The 16,130-nt window shown below is 57.7% G+C and carries 14 protein-coding genes and 1 pseudogene; 7 read left to right on the plus strand and 8 right to left on the minus strand.

Translation table 11 applies throughout. From position 1 onward, the window contains the following. Window positions 1-20 precede the first annotated feature (20 nt). Window positions 21-1,799: an erythromycin esterase family protein gene (locus ACOOHD_RS19505; protein ID WP_420459555.1), complete on the plus strand. Its 1,779-nt coding sequence runs from the start codon at window positions 21-23 to the stop codon at window positions 1,797-1,799. A 46-nt stretch (window positions 1,800-1,845) separates the two neighbouring features. Here ACOOHD_RS19505 and ACOOHD_RS19510 read toward each other — a convergent pair whose 3' ends face one another. Next, window positions 1,846-3,033 (minus strand): hypothetical protein, encoded by a 1,188-nt coding sequence (locus ACOOHD_RS19510; protein WP_420459556.1) that lies wholly within the window; start codon window positions 3,031-3,033, stop codon window positions 1,846-1,848. 167 nt (window positions 3,034-3,200) lie between these two features. Here ACOOHD_RS19510 and ACOOHD_RS19515 point away from each other — a divergent pair, with 167 nt between their 5' ends. After that, window positions 3,201-4,238 carry a hypothetical protein gene (locus tag ACOOHD_RS19515; RefSeq protein ID WP_420459557.1) on the plus strand — a complete coding sequence of 346 codons (1,038 nt, stop codon included), beginning with the start codon at window positions 3,201-3,203 and terminating at the stop codon, window positions 4,236-4,238. A 170-nt stretch (window positions 4,239-4,408) separates the two neighbouring features. Here the strand turns inward: ACOOHD_RS19515 and ACOOHD_RS19520 are convergent. Beyond that, a pseudogene (locus ACOOHD_RS19520) lies at window positions 4,409-4,586 on the minus strand (cell filamentation protein Fic); the annotation flags it as partial. A gap of 464 nt (window positions 4,587-5,050) precedes the next feature. Here ACOOHD_RS19520 and ACOOHD_RS19525 point away from each other — a divergent pair. Further along, complete coding sequence (locus ACOOHD_RS19525) at window positions 5,051-6,934, plus strand: carbohydrate-binding protein (RefSeq protein ID WP_420459558.1); 1,884 nt, start codon at window positions 5,051-5,053, stop codon at window positions 6,932-6,934. Window positions 6,935-6,937: 3 nt separating this feature from the next. Here the strand turns inward: ACOOHD_RS19525 and ACOOHD_RS19530 are convergent, their stop codons facing one another. Next, the gene (locus ACOOHD_RS19530; RefSeq protein WP_420459559.1) at window positions 6,938-7,822 is read right to left on the minus strand and encodes a DUF5694 domain-containing protein; all 885 of its coding nucleotides are present in this window, start codon (window positions 7,820-7,822) and stop codon (window positions 6,938-6,940) included. Between the two features lie 186 nt (window positions 7,823-8,008). On the opposite strand from ACOOHD_RS19530, the gene ACOOHD_RS19535 reads away from it, so the two are divergent. Both ACOOHD_RS19535 and ACOOHD_RS19540 read left to right on the plus strand, forming a co-directional pair. Continuing rightward, complete coding sequence (locus ACOOHD_RS19535) at window positions 8,009-9,058, plus strand: sensor histidine kinase (protein WP_420459560.1); 1,050 nt, start codon at window positions 8,009-8,011, stop codon at window positions 9,056-9,058. Then, entirely contained in the window at window positions 9,055-9,756 is a 702-nt protein-coding gene (locus tag ACOOHD_RS19540; RefSeq protein WP_420459561.1) for a LytR/AlgR family response regulator transcription factor, read from the plus strand. Before ACOOHD_RS19535 ends, ACOOHD_RS19540 begins: the two co-directional genes overlap by 4 nt. Before the next feature lie 49 nt (window positions 9,757-9,805). Here ACOOHD_RS19540 and ACOOHD_RS19545 read toward each other — a convergent pair whose 3' ends face one another. Further along, complete coding sequence (locus tag ACOOHD_RS19545) at window positions 9,806-10,795, minus strand: Fic family protein (protein ID WP_420459562.1); 990 nt, start codon at window positions 10,793-10,795, stop codon at window positions 9,806-9,808. A 319-nt stretch (window positions 10,796-11,114) separates the two neighbouring features. Further along, on the minus strand, window positions 11,115-11,840 hold the full coding sequence (locus ACOOHD_RS19550; RefSeq protein WP_420459563.1) for a class I SAM-dependent methyltransferase: 726 nt from the start codon (window positions 11,838-11,840) through the stop codon (window positions 11,115-11,117). A gap of 202 nt (window positions 11,841-12,042) precedes the next feature. On the opposite strand from ACOOHD_RS19550, the gene ACOOHD_RS19555 reads away from it, so the two are divergent. Further along, complete coding sequence (locus ACOOHD_RS19555) at window positions 12,043-13,410, plus strand: hypothetical protein (protein WP_420459564.1); 1,368 nt, start codon at window positions 12,043-12,045, stop codon at window positions 13,408-13,410. A gap of 93 nt (window positions 13,411-13,503) precedes the next feature. Here ACOOHD_RS19555 and ACOOHD_RS19560 read toward each other — a convergent pair whose 3' ends face one another. Further along, complete coding sequence (locus ACOOHD_RS19560; RefSeq protein ID WP_420459565.1) at window positions 13,504-14,007, minus strand: pyridoxamine 5'-phosphate oxidase family protein; 504 nt, start codon at window positions 14,005-14,007, stop codon at window positions 13,504-13,506. Between the two features lie 95 nt (window positions 14,008-14,102). Here ACOOHD_RS19560 and ACOOHD_RS19565 point away from each other — a divergent pair, with 95 nt between their 5' ends. Further along, window positions 14,103-14,642 carry an aminotransferase class I/II-fold pyridoxal phosphate-dependent enzyme gene (locus ACOOHD_RS19565; RefSeq protein ID WP_420459566.1) on the plus strand — a complete coding sequence of 180 codons (540 nt, stop codon included), beginning with the start codon at window positions 14,103-14,105 and terminating at the stop codon, window positions 14,640-14,642. Here ACOOHD_RS19565 and ACOOHD_RS19570 read toward each other — a convergent pair. Next, window positions 14,627-15,211, minus strand: coding sequence for a hypothetical protein (locus ACOOHD_RS19570; protein WP_420459567.1), 585 nt, complete (start codon window positions 15,209-15,211; stop codon window positions 14,627-14,629). The two genes, ACOOHD_RS19565 and ACOOHD_RS19570, sit on opposite strands and share 16 nt — an antisense overlap. A 216-nt stretch (window positions 15,212-15,427) precedes the next feature. Then, a complete protein-coding gene (locus tag ACOOHD_RS19575; protein ID WP_420459568.1) occupies window positions 15,428-16,126 on the minus strand; it encodes a HupE/UreJ family protein in 699 nt (232 codons plus the stop codon). Window positions 16,127-16,130 lie beyond the last annotated feature (4 nt).

The following is a 16,130-nucleotide window of genomic DNA, read 5'->3' on the forward strand; positions in this document are numbered from 1 at the left end:
ACTACGAAACCGATCGGCCGATGCTACCGCGCTACCTTCTATTCCTCTGCCTCACTGTATCCGCTGCCGTGAGTGCGCAGCCCGATCTCAACCTCAGTTTTGAATCTTCGGGGAAGAATGGCTCCGGGGTAGCTGGCTGGTCCGTGGGGGGTGGCGACTACGCGAGTGCCCGCGATACTAGCGAATACACCTCTGGCTCCGCCAGTCTGCGCTTTACGGCTAAGACCGGACGGTCGGACTCCGCCTTTGCCTTTCTGTCAACTGAACTTCCGTTACAATTAGCTGTGGGTCGAACGCTAGAGCTGCGTGCGGACATAAAAGCGGAAACGATAGAAGGTGGATACGCCGGACTGTGGGTCCGTGCCGATAAGGGAAGCGCGGTGGCAGCATTCATAAATTCTGCAGGAGCCTTTCAGGAGGGACAGCAATCCGCGCCTCCCACCGGCACTACCGACTGGACTTCAGTAGCTGTGCGGATCGACGTGCCCCCGGACGCTACCGACGTCGCAATCGGTGGTCTGCACGTCGGTACTGGCAGCGCGTGGTTTGATAATGTGGCCGTCTATCTGGACGGCGAGCCCTATCTGTCGACCGCCGAACGGCCCCGGGAGCCCCTCACTAGCCCCCTCGGTCCCCAACGCCCCGAGGTCGAGTGGCTGCGCCAGTACGTGCACCCCCTGGCCTCCGTGGATCCCGGGTACGAAGACAGCAGTGACCTCGAAGCCTTTGGCCGGGCCGTCGGTACCAGCGACCTGGTTGGACTGGGCGAGAGCAGTCACGGCTCCCGGGAAATCTTCCAGCTTAAGGACCGCCTGTTTCGCTACCTCAACCGGGAGCGCGGCTTCGGAACTTTCGCACTGGAAGCTAGTATGGTCCCCTGTTTCGAGGCGAATGAATACGTGCGGGAAGGAGTCGGTAGTCCCCGAGCGATACTCGATGGCCTGGGCTTCTGGACCTGGAGGACCGAGGAGCTGATCGAGTTACTGGAGGGCATGCACGCCGCCGCCCGGGACCGCCCGGTGCGCTTCACTGGCTTCGATATGCAAGATTACCGTCCCGCTTATGCCGAGCTGGAGGCCGCACTAGCCGATGATCCCAATTGGGACAGCCGCCTACTGCAACTGCGCAGCACCCTGGACATCGTCCGCTTCGAGAAGCACACGGACTACCGTACCGTCATTTCCGAGCGGCACCGGGGTATCTTCGACCGCATCTTTGGCGAACTGCGCCCCGCCGTCGATTCACTGGCTACTACGCAGCACGAGCGGCAGTGGCTACAGCAAATGGTCACGCTGCTCGAGCAGTTTACCACTCCGGGTGACCACGCGGTACGGGACCGTGCCATGGCCGACAACGTCAGCTGGATACATGATTACTTCCCCGGTAGCAAGCTGGTCCTCTGGGCGCACAACGAGCACGTCACCACCCGGACTGCCGCCATGGGCCACCACCTCCGCCAGACCCACGGACCCGACTACCTCTCAGTAGGCTTTACCTTCTACTCAGGGAGTTACACCGCTAGCGGTCCCGAGACTTTAGGTCCCTATCCGGCAGAGCAGGCTTATCCCAGGACCCTGGAGTACCTACTGGCGGCGATCGAGGAACCCCTATTTTTTCTCGACCTACGTGCGCTGCGCCGCGATACCTCTCCCTACGCCAGCTGGCTGCACCAGCCCCAGGGCTTCCGTCAGGTAGGCACTATAAAACCTACTTTGGAATTTGGTTTGGTGGACGTATTGGCAGACTACGACATACTGATCTTCGTACGGGAGTCTACCCCGACGGCCTTTTTTAGGTAGGGCTGGGGAGAGGAAAATTAGGGCTGTACAAAACAGTGCAGACCCCTTACAACCCAAACCGCAACCCCACCACCGGCGTGTAATACGAAGTAAGCCGTACCCCCCGCGGCTCCTTAGTTTGCACATCGATGGGCAGCGAAAAAGTGAGCGTACCCGGACCGTAAGCCTCGATCAACCGGGCGGTACTGAACATGGTCGAGGGGGATCGCATCGCAATAAATTGCCGCCCCTTACTGAACGACCACCGGCCGCGCTGCACCACCCGATCGCCCGAAAATAGCGTATACCTCCCGTCGTCGGTAAACTCAAAATCTATGTGCGGCAGCTCCCCGTGGGTCACCAATCTACCCGTGCCCTCCCCGTTCAGATCAACGTACTGAATGCCGATGGAGTCCGGTTCGGGCGGCGGCGACGATACCGTGATCTGACCCGCGTTGAGGAGGTGAAGTAAGTTGGCGGTTGGCACCGAATCCGGGACAAGGGAAGGGTAGGGGTATCCAAGCACCGGCCCCTCCACCCGGTTTTCCTGCCCGCGTAGGATATGCGCCTGTACCTGTCCGGACGGACTCTCAGAAACCAGTAGCCTATCCCCGCCGCTCCCAGGGCGGTGCCGTTCACCGGGTACTGGCATGGGGAGTGTTATACCCGCCCCAAACCCCATCGGGAAGCCCACCCTCACATCGGCCCTACGCGGGTCGGACGCAGGTGGTACCGCCGTTAGTTCCACGGTTTTCATGCTGCTGGCTTGTCCATTTCGCTCCACTTCTACCTCCACGACGTACAGCATATAGTCCGTCCCCTCAAGGGTGATCGCGTACACCTCGTCGGCGGTCGCGGCGGAGAGATCCCGGTAGGCCAGGGGCTCCGTAATCCGGTACTGCTGCTGCACATCATCCCCCTCTTCCGACCGGACCACTAGCTGCAACGTACTGTCAGTCACTCCGTCATAGGTCACATATAACGTATCCGCAAACCGCGCCGCCGTATCGGCCGCATACGCACGAAGACGCTTCTCGTAACCAGTAAACGGATTAAACAGCTGCACCGAATCACCGTCGAACCGCAACCGATACCCCGGGTAGCTTTCGTAACTGTTCCAAACGCCGTAGGGCTGCCCGGTTACCATCAGGTACTCCTGGTCGTTCATCCCGGCACTACCACCGTCGTCTTCGGGGGCGGGGCCGCAGGTGCAGAGTAAGAGGCTGGTGGCAGTGAAGAGGAGGGCTAGGCGCATAGCTTGAAGGCTTAAGTTACCGAACTTTTGACTATTAGAGTAGTGGCTCGTTTACGTCTATTAGCGCAGCCGGAGGCTGCATTTTTCTACCGTCCCGATAGCTATCGGGAGTGGCAGCATTGTACTGCCCGGTATTCCCTATCTTACGGTAAACCTACCGTCCCCCCGTGTACCCGCTGCACCTCGTCCTGCTGTTGCTAAGTGCCGCCTGCCTACGTAGTCAAACCACCGCCGTAGACTGGTTCCTAGACTACAACCCCCAGGTGACCGCCGCCGAGGACGCCCTATTACACCGCGACCCCCACACCGCTCTTCACTACTACCAGCTGGCCTTTGCCGCGCCCGCCGACCCCCACACCCACGACCTGTACAATGCCGCCCTGGCCGCCCGCGCCGCCGACCGGCCCGCACTACTGCGACAGTACCTAGGGAAGCTGGCCCAGCTGGGCATCCCCGTAGCCTACTTTGACCGCCACCGTATGGACCTCGATCACCCCCAACTGGACTGGTACGCCCTGCGCGGTGAGTTGCTACAGTACCAGACGCAGCACGAACAAACCTTCGACGCTGAGCTAATCGCCTGCTACGAGCGGGTCGCCTACCGTGACGTGGTAATTCGCACTGCCAATCCGCCCGGGGAGGTGCGCCAGACGCAGGACTCCCTCAATATGGTGGGCCTGACCGACTGCATCGCTACCTACGGCTTTCCGGGGCAGCGGCACCTGCGCCGTAGCGACCCGATGCAGGAAAACTACCCCTACTACCTACCCCTCCTCCACGAGCTCGAACGCGTCAACAGCACCGGCAATGACCGCTTCGGCTTCCTGCCGCTGCTGGAGTACCTGGCCCGCCGGGGCACCATCGAGACCGCCACCTATATGGACCTGCTTAGCACTCAGCACGCTAGGTTAGGCGGTCCTGGTGGCTACGGGACTACCTCGGTCGTACTGCTACAGGATGGCACTAATGACCTCTACCGCATCGTCTACCCGCCGGCCACCGTAGCCGAGTACGAGGACCGGCGCAGTCAGCTCGGCGTTCGGTCGTTCCGCAAGCAGGCACAACTGCTGATCGATCTATATACTGGCGCGCTTGGGGTGTTTCCCTACCGTATTCCGCGCCACAGTAAACTCGTAGCCTACCCCCTAGAGGTAGCGGATGTGCTGCGGCTGGAGCGGGTGGGGGTGGTGGAGGCCAAGCGGTAGGTGACCCCTCTCGCAGCACCGCTAGGTGCTGGCCTCTGTTGCTTACACCAGGGGCCCCTTCCCCTGCTGACGCACCCCCACCCGCCTCCGTGCGTACTCCGTGAAGCCCTCCGTGTGGCCCCGCCAGGGGACTCTGTGGTGAACCCTCCAACATTTTGCCGCTCAGCATCCTAAAAATAAGTATCCACCGCAAAGGCAAACTGCTCAATAAAGATCCGCTTAAAGGGAGTAATATTATTCCGCTCATAAAACACCAGCATCGCCTTTTTTATACTCCACCGAGTCCACCGTACGAAAAGACAACGGACGGTGCTCCGCGGCGATCAGCAGCGCATTACTCACGAGCCGACCCGGATCCACAGCCGCGTGAATCTCCGAAGAGGACAAAGCACCCTGCCGGGAAAGCAGGACCAATATTTCTTCTTCCATAGCTGACTTGTCTTTCCAATTTTATCTGCCAAATTTACCCTGTATATCCGACAAATCGGAACCAATTTGTCCAATAACAACCATCGGTCCTGTCAGATAAATTCTCCCTCCAATCACCTTTGCACCCGCGGCCCCGCCGTGCAGCTCTTGCTGGATGCCTTTCCGCTGGGCGACAGCCTGGCCTTTAACTCCGCCACCTTCCTGGACGTGTACGCGACCCGGCTGACCGTCGCACGCTTAAACTGGTCTGTCGCGACGTGTTGGCCGAGCTACGGGCGGGGCCGCAGGTGCAACAGACGAAGAACTACAACATTGACGTTTAGGGGTTGCAAGGATATACATTGTGGTCTAACTTGCTCCCAAACCCTACTAAACAGCATTTTATGTGCACCTCTACCCGTCTATGCGGCGCTACGCTGCGTTGCTCCCTCACCTTCTTCGCCCTTGTCCTATACGCTGGCACCTGCGTGCGCGCCCAAACCATCTTCGACGATGACTTCGACCGCCAGGAGCTCGGGGCATTCTGGGACGGCAATGAAGGATGGACGATCCGCGATGGGCAGGCCTATAACGGTACCGACAATAATGGGGCGCTGCTCACTACCGTGCAATCCTTCGGAGCTACGAGCTACGTGCTGGAAACCGAAGTATCCAACCTGGTCGGCGGATACCAACGGGCGTACTACCTGCTGTTCGGGCAGCAGGATGAGGGCGGTACTCCAACCTACGTAGTCCGCTACGATCCACTGGGGGGTGGCTCCCTGGTCCTGGGTGAGGCCACCGATAACTACCTCTACCCCGAAATCCTGGATAAGGCGATCATTAATCTGGACCCGGAACTGGCCCACACTATACGGGTAGCCAAGTACGAGAACGGCCTCATCCAGGTATACGTAGCGGATAAAACCGGCTATCCCATCGTACCTACCCTGGAGGCGATCAGTACGACCCACCCTACGCTGAGCAGGGTGAGCTGGGGCAATGCTACCCAGACTGCCGGCGAGGAATTTTTCGTAGACTACCTACGCGCCACGGTGCCCGAGGTACAGAAGACCGCGCCGGAAAAACCCGCGGGCGACGAACTGGTGGAGGCCATCCTAGCCGACAGTGATAACGCCTACGAACTCAGCCGCCTGACCGAGGGGGAAACCTTCTACACCGACCGGCCCTATACGCTGACGAGCGTGCCTGACTTTCTGGAGGGTGCTCGATTTATCAAAACGGCTAACGACGATAAGGTCCGCGCCGACGGAAGCCTGCTGTCCGTATACCTGAGTGGAAGCGCCATTGCGTACGTGGCCTATGACCCCCGGGGCACCGTACTGCCCAATTGGTTGAGCAGCTGGACTAAAACCGACGAGGTGATCGGCACCACTGACCCGGGGTCTGACTACTTCGAGGTGTATACTAAGTTGGTCCCCTTTTCCATATTTGGTCCCTCGCGGTACCGCCTCACGCTGGGGGCGGCACTGGCAGCGCCGGCGGTGGGGTCCAATATGAACTACATCGTTGCTCTGGTACCTTACGCAGGCAGCACGCGCTACGAGGCCGAGGAGGCTACGCTAAGTGGCGTGCGCCCGGCCACGAACCATACCGGCTTTAGTGGGGCGGGCTTTGCCGACTACATTAATCCCACGCAGGATTACATTGAATGGACCATCGACGTGCCGGCCACCAGTCCGTATAACCTGTCTGCCACCTACGCCAACGGGAGTACCGCCCCCCGCGATCTGCAGGTGTACGTCGATGGGCAGCTACAGAGCACGACAACCTTTACGCTTACCGGGGGGTGGAACAATTGGTCCTACCGAACACTGGGAGGTTCCGTACTACTCAGTGCGGGTGAACACCGTATCCGGCTGACGGCCGCCGGCAGTAGTGGACCCAACGTGGACTACTTGGAGCTTTCGCCGACATCTGTTTATACCCCTCCGACGGCGACTAGTGTTTCGCTGACGGTGGTGGCGCCGCCCCCACCGCCTGCCCTCTATACTGCTCCGACTCCGGAGGTTACCGTCAGTGTGTATCCCAATCCTACCGTAGATGCGGTCACGTTTGAGTGGGGGGGCGACCTGGACGCCTCCGATCTGCGCGTTGTAGACCTGCAGGGGCGGGAGGTGTACCGGCGTGCGGTGGGTACTCGGTCAGCGCGCGGTGTGGGTAATCGGCTTCGTCTGGAGGTGGGGGACTGGCCGGTGGGTACTTATTTTTACCAGTTGCGGTCGGGGGGGCAGGTGGTGAGTGGGCGGTTTGTGAAGGGGGGGTAGGGGTTATAGGCTATCAAAATCCACCAGCTCGAACTCCGGCGAGCACTCAAATAAGTAGCGCAGGATGGCCGCGTGCCCCGCACCGAACAAAATCAGCAGGCGATCCTCCGGTCCGTGTTCCAAGTCCTTGATCCGCTTGAAGATCCGCAGGTTGCGATTGAACCAGAACATTGATAGGGCATCCGGCCCTTCAAAATCTTCCGACTCAAACTGCCCGCCGTAGAGGTAGGCGCCGAAGATGCGGTCGAGTACCTTATCCGAATTGAGATACTGGAAGCTTGCGAGCAGTGACTGTGCAGCAATCAGACTATCCTGGTAGGAATAGTATGCTGAATAGCGCTGCGATGCCTCATCCGTGCCGCCAAAATAGTGACGGTCAAGTATCTCATCAACATAACCCATAGGCTGAGTGGTGTCCCGCCCATCATGCAGCTCTAACAACAGCGGCCAGGCGTCAACGCCATAAACGGTATCGAGCCCGGAGCGGTCCATCAGGCGCATGCCAATCTGACTGCGCTCACTAGCATATAGTTCCTCTTCGCCAGCTAAGTAGCGGCGGTAGTTATTGAGCAGATAGCCGGTGTTGGCACCGGACTCCACCACTATTTTACTGGGCTTAAAGCGGACTATGTAATTTAGCAACTCCTGTAGTTCACGTTGCCGTTCCTCTGAGTAAATGTTGATCTGGTCCTCCGTTTCCGCTTTGTGCGCGTCTAGGCCCGGATAGTTGAAGTGCCAGCTACCGATGAGCAGGACCTTGGGCAACTGTCGGTCTCCCACAAGAATAGAATCGGGATCGAAGGGTAGGAAAGTATCAGTTCGCTGCGCTGAAAGGTGACCAAATAGTGCAAGCGATAGCAGGATAGGTAGGTAGTGCAGGGTAGGCATCGTGCTGGGAGTTGTGTTCAGTCGCAATTACGTTCTGCTGGCATCTACCCGCCGGGTCAATTCGGTAAGGCAGGCAGAAGCTTCGGTCAACGCCTACGCCGGGTTCACCGATCCGATCGGGCCGTTCACCGATCAGGGCCGCCGGCCGGGGCGGTGGTCCATACCTTGTAGCATCACTCCCTATCCATGCTGCCCCTCCGCTTTGGTCCGCTCATTTGCTGGTACTTCATCGTCTACTTTGTGGTCTTGCGGGTACGTAGCCTACTGCAGCCGGGGGGAATGGAACAGGTTACCGATCTCTACGCAAGTCCCCGGCTGTTGGCCCTGACGGTCAGTGCCCACCTGTGTTTCGCCACTTACTCCGTTGGTGTCTACCTACTGCTCCACCGCTGGTACGCTCATAGCAGCCCCGGACGCCTCGTGGTCTTTTGTCTGCTGTTGGTTATGGGCGTGATTGGGCTGCGTGCTGTTCTGGAGGAGGTAGTGCTATTCGCCATTTTCGGCGAGCACAATTACTATCCCGGCGTGAGCTGGACCTATTATCTCCTGGACAACCTCTACTACGCTATCATTTTCCTTCCGGTGGGCATTGTGTACTTCTTCACCCAGTACGGTCGGCACACCCAAGCCCGACGCTACGAGACGGAGGCCGCTTTCCGGGAAGCTGAGCTTCGCTACCTGCGGGCCCAGGTCAATCCTCACTTCTTATTCAACACACTCAACAACCTATATGCCCTAGTGAGCACCCAGAGTCCCCGAGCACTCGAAGCTCTTGAAAAACTGAGTAGCTTATTGCGCTACTCCCTGTACCACCAGGACGAACGCGTGCCCCTGGCGCGGGAGCTGGCGCACCTCTACGATCTGATCGACCTAGAGAGCCTCCGGGTAGCCGGTATAGCCCCACCGAGTATCAGCATCGCCGGTACGATTGAGACATGGCAGGTACCACCCCTTCTACTGGCCCCCTTTGTCGAAAACGCCTTCAAACACGGCCGGCTCACTGATAGCCACGAACCCCTGCATATCTCCCTCACGGCCACTACGGAACGGCTAACGTTTGACGTCGTCAACCTGGTAAAGCAGGCTAGTTCGCCAGTCACCCGGGTCGGTGGTATTGGACTACAAAACATCCGTAAACGCCTCGACTTACTCTACGGCAGCCATTACGAGCTTACTACCGGCTGCACCGGCACCACCTTCACCGTGCACCTAGCACTCTACCGATCTGCCCCGTGAACGTCATCATCATCGACGATGAACCCCTGGCCGTGGAACTGCTGGAGCAGTATACCGCGCGGCACAACGATTTACGGCTGATGGGCTCGTACACCGATTCGGTCGACGGCTTAGCAGCGATACAAAACGATCCGCCGGACTTGGTCCTACTCGATATCGAGATGGCAGAGTTAAACGGGCTGCACGTCGCACGCCTCCTTCAGGGACGCTGTGCCGTCATCTTCACCACCGCCTACGACGCGCACGCACTCGCCGGTTTCGAGCTCGGAGTAATCGACTACCTCCTCAAACCCATCTCCTTCGCGCGCTTCGATCAGGCCATCGTCCGGGCCATGGCATTCCAGCAAGACGGACCATCCGCCCCACCTCCACCGCACCCTCCGGCTACGGATATCTTCGTGAAGTCCGGCACCCGTACCGTCCGCATTGCCCTTTCCAGCATCCGCTACGCCACGTCAGCCGACGATTACCTGCTGTTGTATCTTACCGACGGCACCCAGGTGCTAACCAGCGAAAACCTCAGCGACCTTCTAGCCCGCCTTCCACAAAGTCAGTTTTGCCGCATCCACCGCAGTCATTTCGTGCGGCTCGACCGACTGGACTTCGTGGAGCGTGGGCGGGTAGTGATCGGTAAGGTGTGGCTACCCATTGGAGAGACGTACCGAGCAGCTTTTTTGGAGCGTTTGGCGGGGGGGTAGGTAATAGGGGCGGGGCCGCAGGTGCGGGGTGGGTGGTGTGGTGAACGAGCTAGGTTTTGATCGTATAGTTAGTAGCGCGCCCTTGGCCATGCTTTTGAATAATCGACCTTTCGACTAGACTGGAGAGCATTCTTTTGACCGTAGGACTAGGTATCTCTAGTTCTTCAGCTATTTGACTGGACTGGCAACCCGCATTTGTACTTATGTACTCATAGATCGTCGTTTCCCGGGGTGACATCGCAGAATTAATGTTGGTTCTATTGATCTTGGCCTGAATCTTTCGTTTGATCGTCAGTAGCGAACCCATAAAGTAACTAATCCATTCGGTTACGTCCTCGTTTGGTCGCTGGGCCTGACAGTGTCGAAGCACCTGGTAGTACGTCTTCTTGGTGTACTCGATCTGGTGCTCAAAGCTTACGTACTGTACCCAGTCGTAGCCCTGTTGCAGTAGACTTAGGGTCGTCAGTAGCCGACTCATCCTTCCGTTGCCATCCTGAAAGGGATGGATCGTAAGAAACTCATACACCAAGACAGCAATTTTGACCAGCGGATGAACTTCGCTGGGGGTGTTATACCACTTGATGATCGCATCCATCTTGTCTTCCGTCATGTGGCCGGGAGGTGTGGTCTCGAAAATTATCTGACGGCTACCGTCCGGTAGTCGAGCTTCTACTGCATTGCTGTGTTGCTTGTAGTTTCCGCGGTGCCACTCGTCCTTTTGGCTGTACTGCATCAATAGTTTGTGCAGTCCGAGGACGTCTCTCTTCTGTACTTTGATCGCATCGCTGTTTTCTATGATCACTTCCAGGACGGAGTAGTACCCCGCTACTTCCTGCTTGTCCCGATTTTCTAACTTGCTGATGTCCAGTTCCGCTAGAAAGCGCTTGACGTCAGGATCAGTCATCTTCGATCCTTCAATCCGCGTCGACGCACCAACACTCTGAATGGTCGCCATAGTTCTCAGTTGCTGCAGACTGGCCCCCTCCCGACGTTTGATGATGGCCCATGACGCATCGAAGCGGTCTATTTCACTGATCAAGTTGACAAGATCCCAACCAAGATCTGCCCGGAAATTGTAGAGCGATATCGGATTTTCCATCCCCGCAAGGTAGTAAAACCTTAGCCGAGTGATACGATTTGATACGTATTTATTCGCTTCTGATACGATTCGCTGTGGTCAGTTCGTGCGGTCTAATCAAGTTAAGCTCGGAGTCTGTGGGCAGATGACGCAGCGCACTCCGTGGGTAAAAGGATGTGGTCAGGAGGAAGATCGTTTTCTTAGAATGTTATTAGATTCTTATCAGATAATCTGCTGACATCCGGTACTTCCCTCTGGTCCCCTGGCTCAAGCACGCTATCTACTCCTTTACGAAGACCATACAATGCTGCCAGGGAAGGTTGTCCATGTTCTCCCGCAGCTTTAAGCCGACGGATTCCATCTCCCGTACGGCCTGTTCTTCCGACATCTTATGGAGGCGTTTTATGGGCACCGTGGGGTCTTCCATGCGGTATTCCAGCAGGAAGAAGCGCCCACCCGGCCGCAGGGCACGGACAATGTCCTGCATCATCTCCCGGGGGTGGGAAAGCTCGTGGTATACATCCACCATCGTGACCAGGTCGACGGAGTTTGTGTCCAGGTTCGGGCTGCTTTCAGTACCCCGGATCAGGGTTACGTTCTCGATGTCCTCCCGGTCGATCCGCTGCTGCATCAGGGCTAGCATTTCGGGTTGGAGGTCTACGGCGAAGACCTTCCCCTGGGGGGCTTTACGGGCCATTCTAAAGGTATAGTAGCCGGAGCCGGCGCCGATGTCTGCAATCCGCTCGTCGGGTTGTATGCCCATATTTTCAATGGCCTGACTGACGTTTTCTTCCCGTTCGCGCTCCGGCCGCTCCAACCAATCGGCGGCGAGGTGACCCATGACGTAGCTGATCTCCCGGCCCATATAGTACTTGCCGGTACCGTCCGGGGAGGGTGTTTTGAAGGCGTAGGGGGAGCTTTCTTCTTGCGGCGATTTGTCCTGTTGGGCAGTGCAGCTGGTAAAAATAGCCAGGCAAAACAGCAGGGAGAGTAGGCGGAGGGGCACGTTCGTATGTTTTTCAGGAAAAGCGAGAGGGGTGTGAATGGTTCTTTGCCTACCATTAACCCAACCTTGAAACTTATCCTACCTTACCGCTTAGGACGATGCTGAAAGTGTACCATCGTTCTGCCCACTTAACGATTGACTTCACCCCTACAAACTGGTAGCGTTTGATGGGAAGCCTACACCCACACCCAACTGAACACTAATGCCCCTCCCCGCCCCCCTCCAATACCTTGCCCTCCTCCTCCCCCTAACCACCCTCGCCCAATCCGTCCACCTCACCGGCACAGTAGACCTTTCCGTCCAGGAAGGAACTCTCACCGCTGATATCACCATGAGCTCCCTGCCCCCGCAGATCGACTACAGCATCTTACTCAACGGTGGACTCAACGTAAAGCGCATGACCGACAGCACGGGGGAGCTAGGCTACTCCATAGAACGCGACTGGGACGGCGAAGTATCCTTCGAAGCCTTCCACTACTGGCTGCCGACCAGCGACCGGGCGGCGCGCTTTCTGCCGCCGAACCTGCGCTTACAGTACACGGGCAAGTTTCCAGTCTACCGGGATACTACCGAGATGACCGAGTGGGACGACTGGAAGGGAAATATTGCCTTTAACGGACGTACGGTGCGGGCCACCGAGCAATCGGTCTGGTACCCTGTCTTCTATGATCGCGTGACTGGAGAATTGCATACTGCTGTGACCTACGACCTGGAGATTAATTGTGCGGACTGTAGCGCGATCTACCTGGGGGGAAGTGATCCGCAGGAGTCTTCGCAGGTGCGGCTGCGTAGTGACCAGCCCGCGGAACTGATGCTATTTGCCGGCGACTTCGAGCTCTCCCAGCGTGGCGCCATTGCTTACATCAACGCCGACCTCGACGCCGAGCAGGAACAAGCAGTTACGGATACAACGCGGGCAATCCAGGCTTACTATGCCGATTTGCTGGGCATGCCGTACGGGAAGACGATCACCTACCTACAGGCAACGCCGGTGGCTAAGCGACCCGAATGGAGTTTCGTTTCCTTTCCCACCTTCGCACGGGTCGGCCGGGAGTATACCTTTTCCAGAGCGATCGATTCGAGTGGTCGCGTAAAGGAGTACGATGTAGCCACCATGGCGCACGAGCTGGCACACTATTACTTCGGCTCGGCATATCGACCCAGTGGACCGCTATTCTGGCCCCTGCTAGAGGGCACGACTGAGTACCTCGCACTACAATATGTGCGCGATCACGGCACAGCGGAGGCCTACCAACGAAAGCTCGCAGGGTATGCCGAGGTAAGTAAGGGTGAAAGCGGTACCGACTTCCCCTCCCTCACGGAAGTAACCACGCGTTCTCAACTCGACGAGCGGTATCGCTATAACCTCTTCCCGCTCCTACTGACCCGTTTGGAAGAGACGGCGGGCCGGGCGGCGGTGCTCGAATTCCTACGTGGCGTACTCAATAGTGGGGTAGGAGAGGCCAACTACGCCTTCCTACTTGATCAGCTCGCGGCGGCTGGGATTGACCAGGAGTCGTTCGAAACGGTAGAGAAAAAGGTGCTGAATGAGGTGGCACCCAGGCAGTAGCTACCTACCAAGTTAGGGGTAGTTATGGAAGTGCGGCGCGATCACTTTGCACCCCCGATAGCTATCGGGGCCCCGCCCCCTTTCTACACTAGCCTACCTCCCCAACAGCGCCACCACACTCGCCGGCAGCTCCACCCCCCGCACCCCACTCTCGTCCGTCACCGGCGACCCATACCCGGTAACGTACGGCACCACCCCCGCCCAAATGGGCAAGGCATAATCCGCCGCATCATCATTCGGGCCACCCGTACGGACCTTCGCCGAGGCCGCCGTAATCGCAAAGGACAGCACCCCGGTCACCTCCGCCTCCTGCGCGTGCGTGGGGCGGCACTCCTCAAAGCGATCCGGTACAATGGCGTTGGTGAAGTACCGAAAAGCCTCCAGCTTCTCTGCGGGATCCGTCACTTCGGTACAGCTGCCGAAGGCGACCACGGAGCGGTAGTTAACGCTGTGGTGGAAAGCGGAACGGGCCAGGACCAGTCCGTCGACGAAGGTGACGCCGAGGGTGCAGGGGATGCCCTCACTGAGCACCCGATAGAAGCGGCTCTTGGGGGAGGCGTGGAGCAGCAGCTCGCTGCTCCGGCGGGCGTAGAGCATCGGCACCTGGATGCGCTTCTCGTTTCACTTTCGGGCGGATGCCGGTTCAGACCGACCGGTCTACCTACAACTAGCTGACTTGGTGATCAGAGAGGTTGAAGCGGGTCCGACTGCTGATCACCCGAGGCAGTCAGCATGCATTTCAGCTGGTCTGTACGTTGCTCTTTGCCGGTGGTGGGGTGCTGGCGGTAGCGGAGCTGACCTACGGCGGCATCACGCAGCTGGCCGAGCAACTGGAAGTGGAGGTGATCCGGATGCCCCTGGATGCCGACGGGCTGGACGTAGGTGCCTTTGCCAACCATCCCAGATTAGCAGAGATACGGGCCGTCTACGTAACCCCCCACCACCAGTACCCAACCACGGTGACGCTGACGGCCGAACGGCGCATCCAATTGCTGGAGCTGGCGCGTACCCACAGCTTTGCCATTCTAGAGGACGATTACGACTACGACTTCTACTACGAGCGTCCGCCACAGCTGCCGCTGGCTGCCCTGGACCGGGGGGCACAGGTGATTTACATCGGTTCGTTCACCAAGGTGCTGGCTCCGAATCTGCGGGTCGGTTTTGCTTCGCTGGAAGAGGGGGAATTGCGGACTGCGGTGAAAGTTCTGGGCGAGTGTTACTCTTCCGTATAGACAAATGTCATCGTCTGACAAGTGTACACATCCCCATCACTAAGCAACTGAGCCGCTAGTTCATCGATGACACCAGGTTCGAACTGTCCCCCATCACTTCCGCGACGTCCGCTATCGGTGCGTAACCTGTAGTAGAAAACGCTCTTTTCGAGGGTACCGTCACCTGCCATTACAAACTTATCATTGCGGTCGCGGAGGAAACCTGGTTCAGGGGGGGAATCGAACAAGACCGTAGCGGTCTGGCCAGCTACCGTATAGGGAAAAGGCGAGGCAAAACTACCCCGTCCATATTCTGCGGTATCGTCCGAGACGAAGGCAACCCTAGTCCCGATGAAACTGACATCATAAGCATCGGTGTAAGCAATATCCCCACTATACGAACGCAGTTCTGTATCGGTGAGCGACCGGATAGTGCCGCCATCATTGATGGCACCGAACACCTCTGATTTTGAGCTTATTGCAGTTACTGCAAAGCTTTTGCCTAAGAATGGATTATGCTTTTCTTTACTGCAACCAGATGTAACAAGTGAAGTGATTATGGATATAAAAAGAACTAGACGAAAGGTCATATGTGGTAAATTAAATCTAAGAGTAATAGAAGCACAACACCGTGCTTCAACCGGCCTTGATGGAGGAACGATGCAACAATAATCTACTGTTGCTGGTATCCACAGTTTAACTTACGCTCTCCAGTCTACCCGCAACTGAAAGGGGGCGGGGCAATGGGTGAGAAGCTAATTCAACTCTGCACCCGCGTCCCCGCCCCCTGCCATGGCCGACCAGCCCTACGAAGAATGATACCAAACCATATGAAAGTGATCATACACCTGAAAGATCAGCAGCGCGATCCCCGCTACGACCAGCCCCCAGTTGACGACCGTGTAAAAGGTAGCGTAGTTCTCTCGATCCCGCCACTTCGAGATGATGAAAACGATGGGGATCAGCGCTACGATCTGGCCGACCTCTACCCCAATGTTGAAGCAGACAATCTTGGCCAGGAATTGCTCCATGCCGAGGGCAAATGACTGTAGCCTGGTGGATAGCCCGAACCCGTGGATCAGTCCGAACACGAATACCATCCCGAGCAGGTTGGGGGACTTGGTGTGGAATACCCGCTCAAATCCGCCGAGGTTTTCGAAGCCCTTGTAGATGACGCTTACCGCGATCAGACCGTCGACGAGGTGCTCGTCCGCCCGGATGCCCAGGTAGGTAGCCCCGATGAGGGTGATGCTGTGCCCTAGGGTGAATACGGTGATGAACCGGACGATGTCCCCAAAATTCCTCAGGAAGAACAATACCCCCACCAGAAAAAGGAGGTGATCGTAGCCGGTGACCATGTGCTTGGCCCCCACGTACACGTAGGCGAGTAGGCCACCCTCGCTGAGGATGTGCTGATCGGAACTGCCGATGCCGTGCGCCTGTAGCGCCAGGGGCAGCAGCAGGAGAAAGGCAGCGGTAAATAAGCTTGCTTTTAACTGCTTCATAGGT

This window comes from Neolewinella sp. (assembly GCF_965214665.1).
Classification (GTDB): domain Bacteria; phylum Bacteroidota; class Bacteroidia; order Chitinophagales; family Saprospiraceae; genus Neolewinella.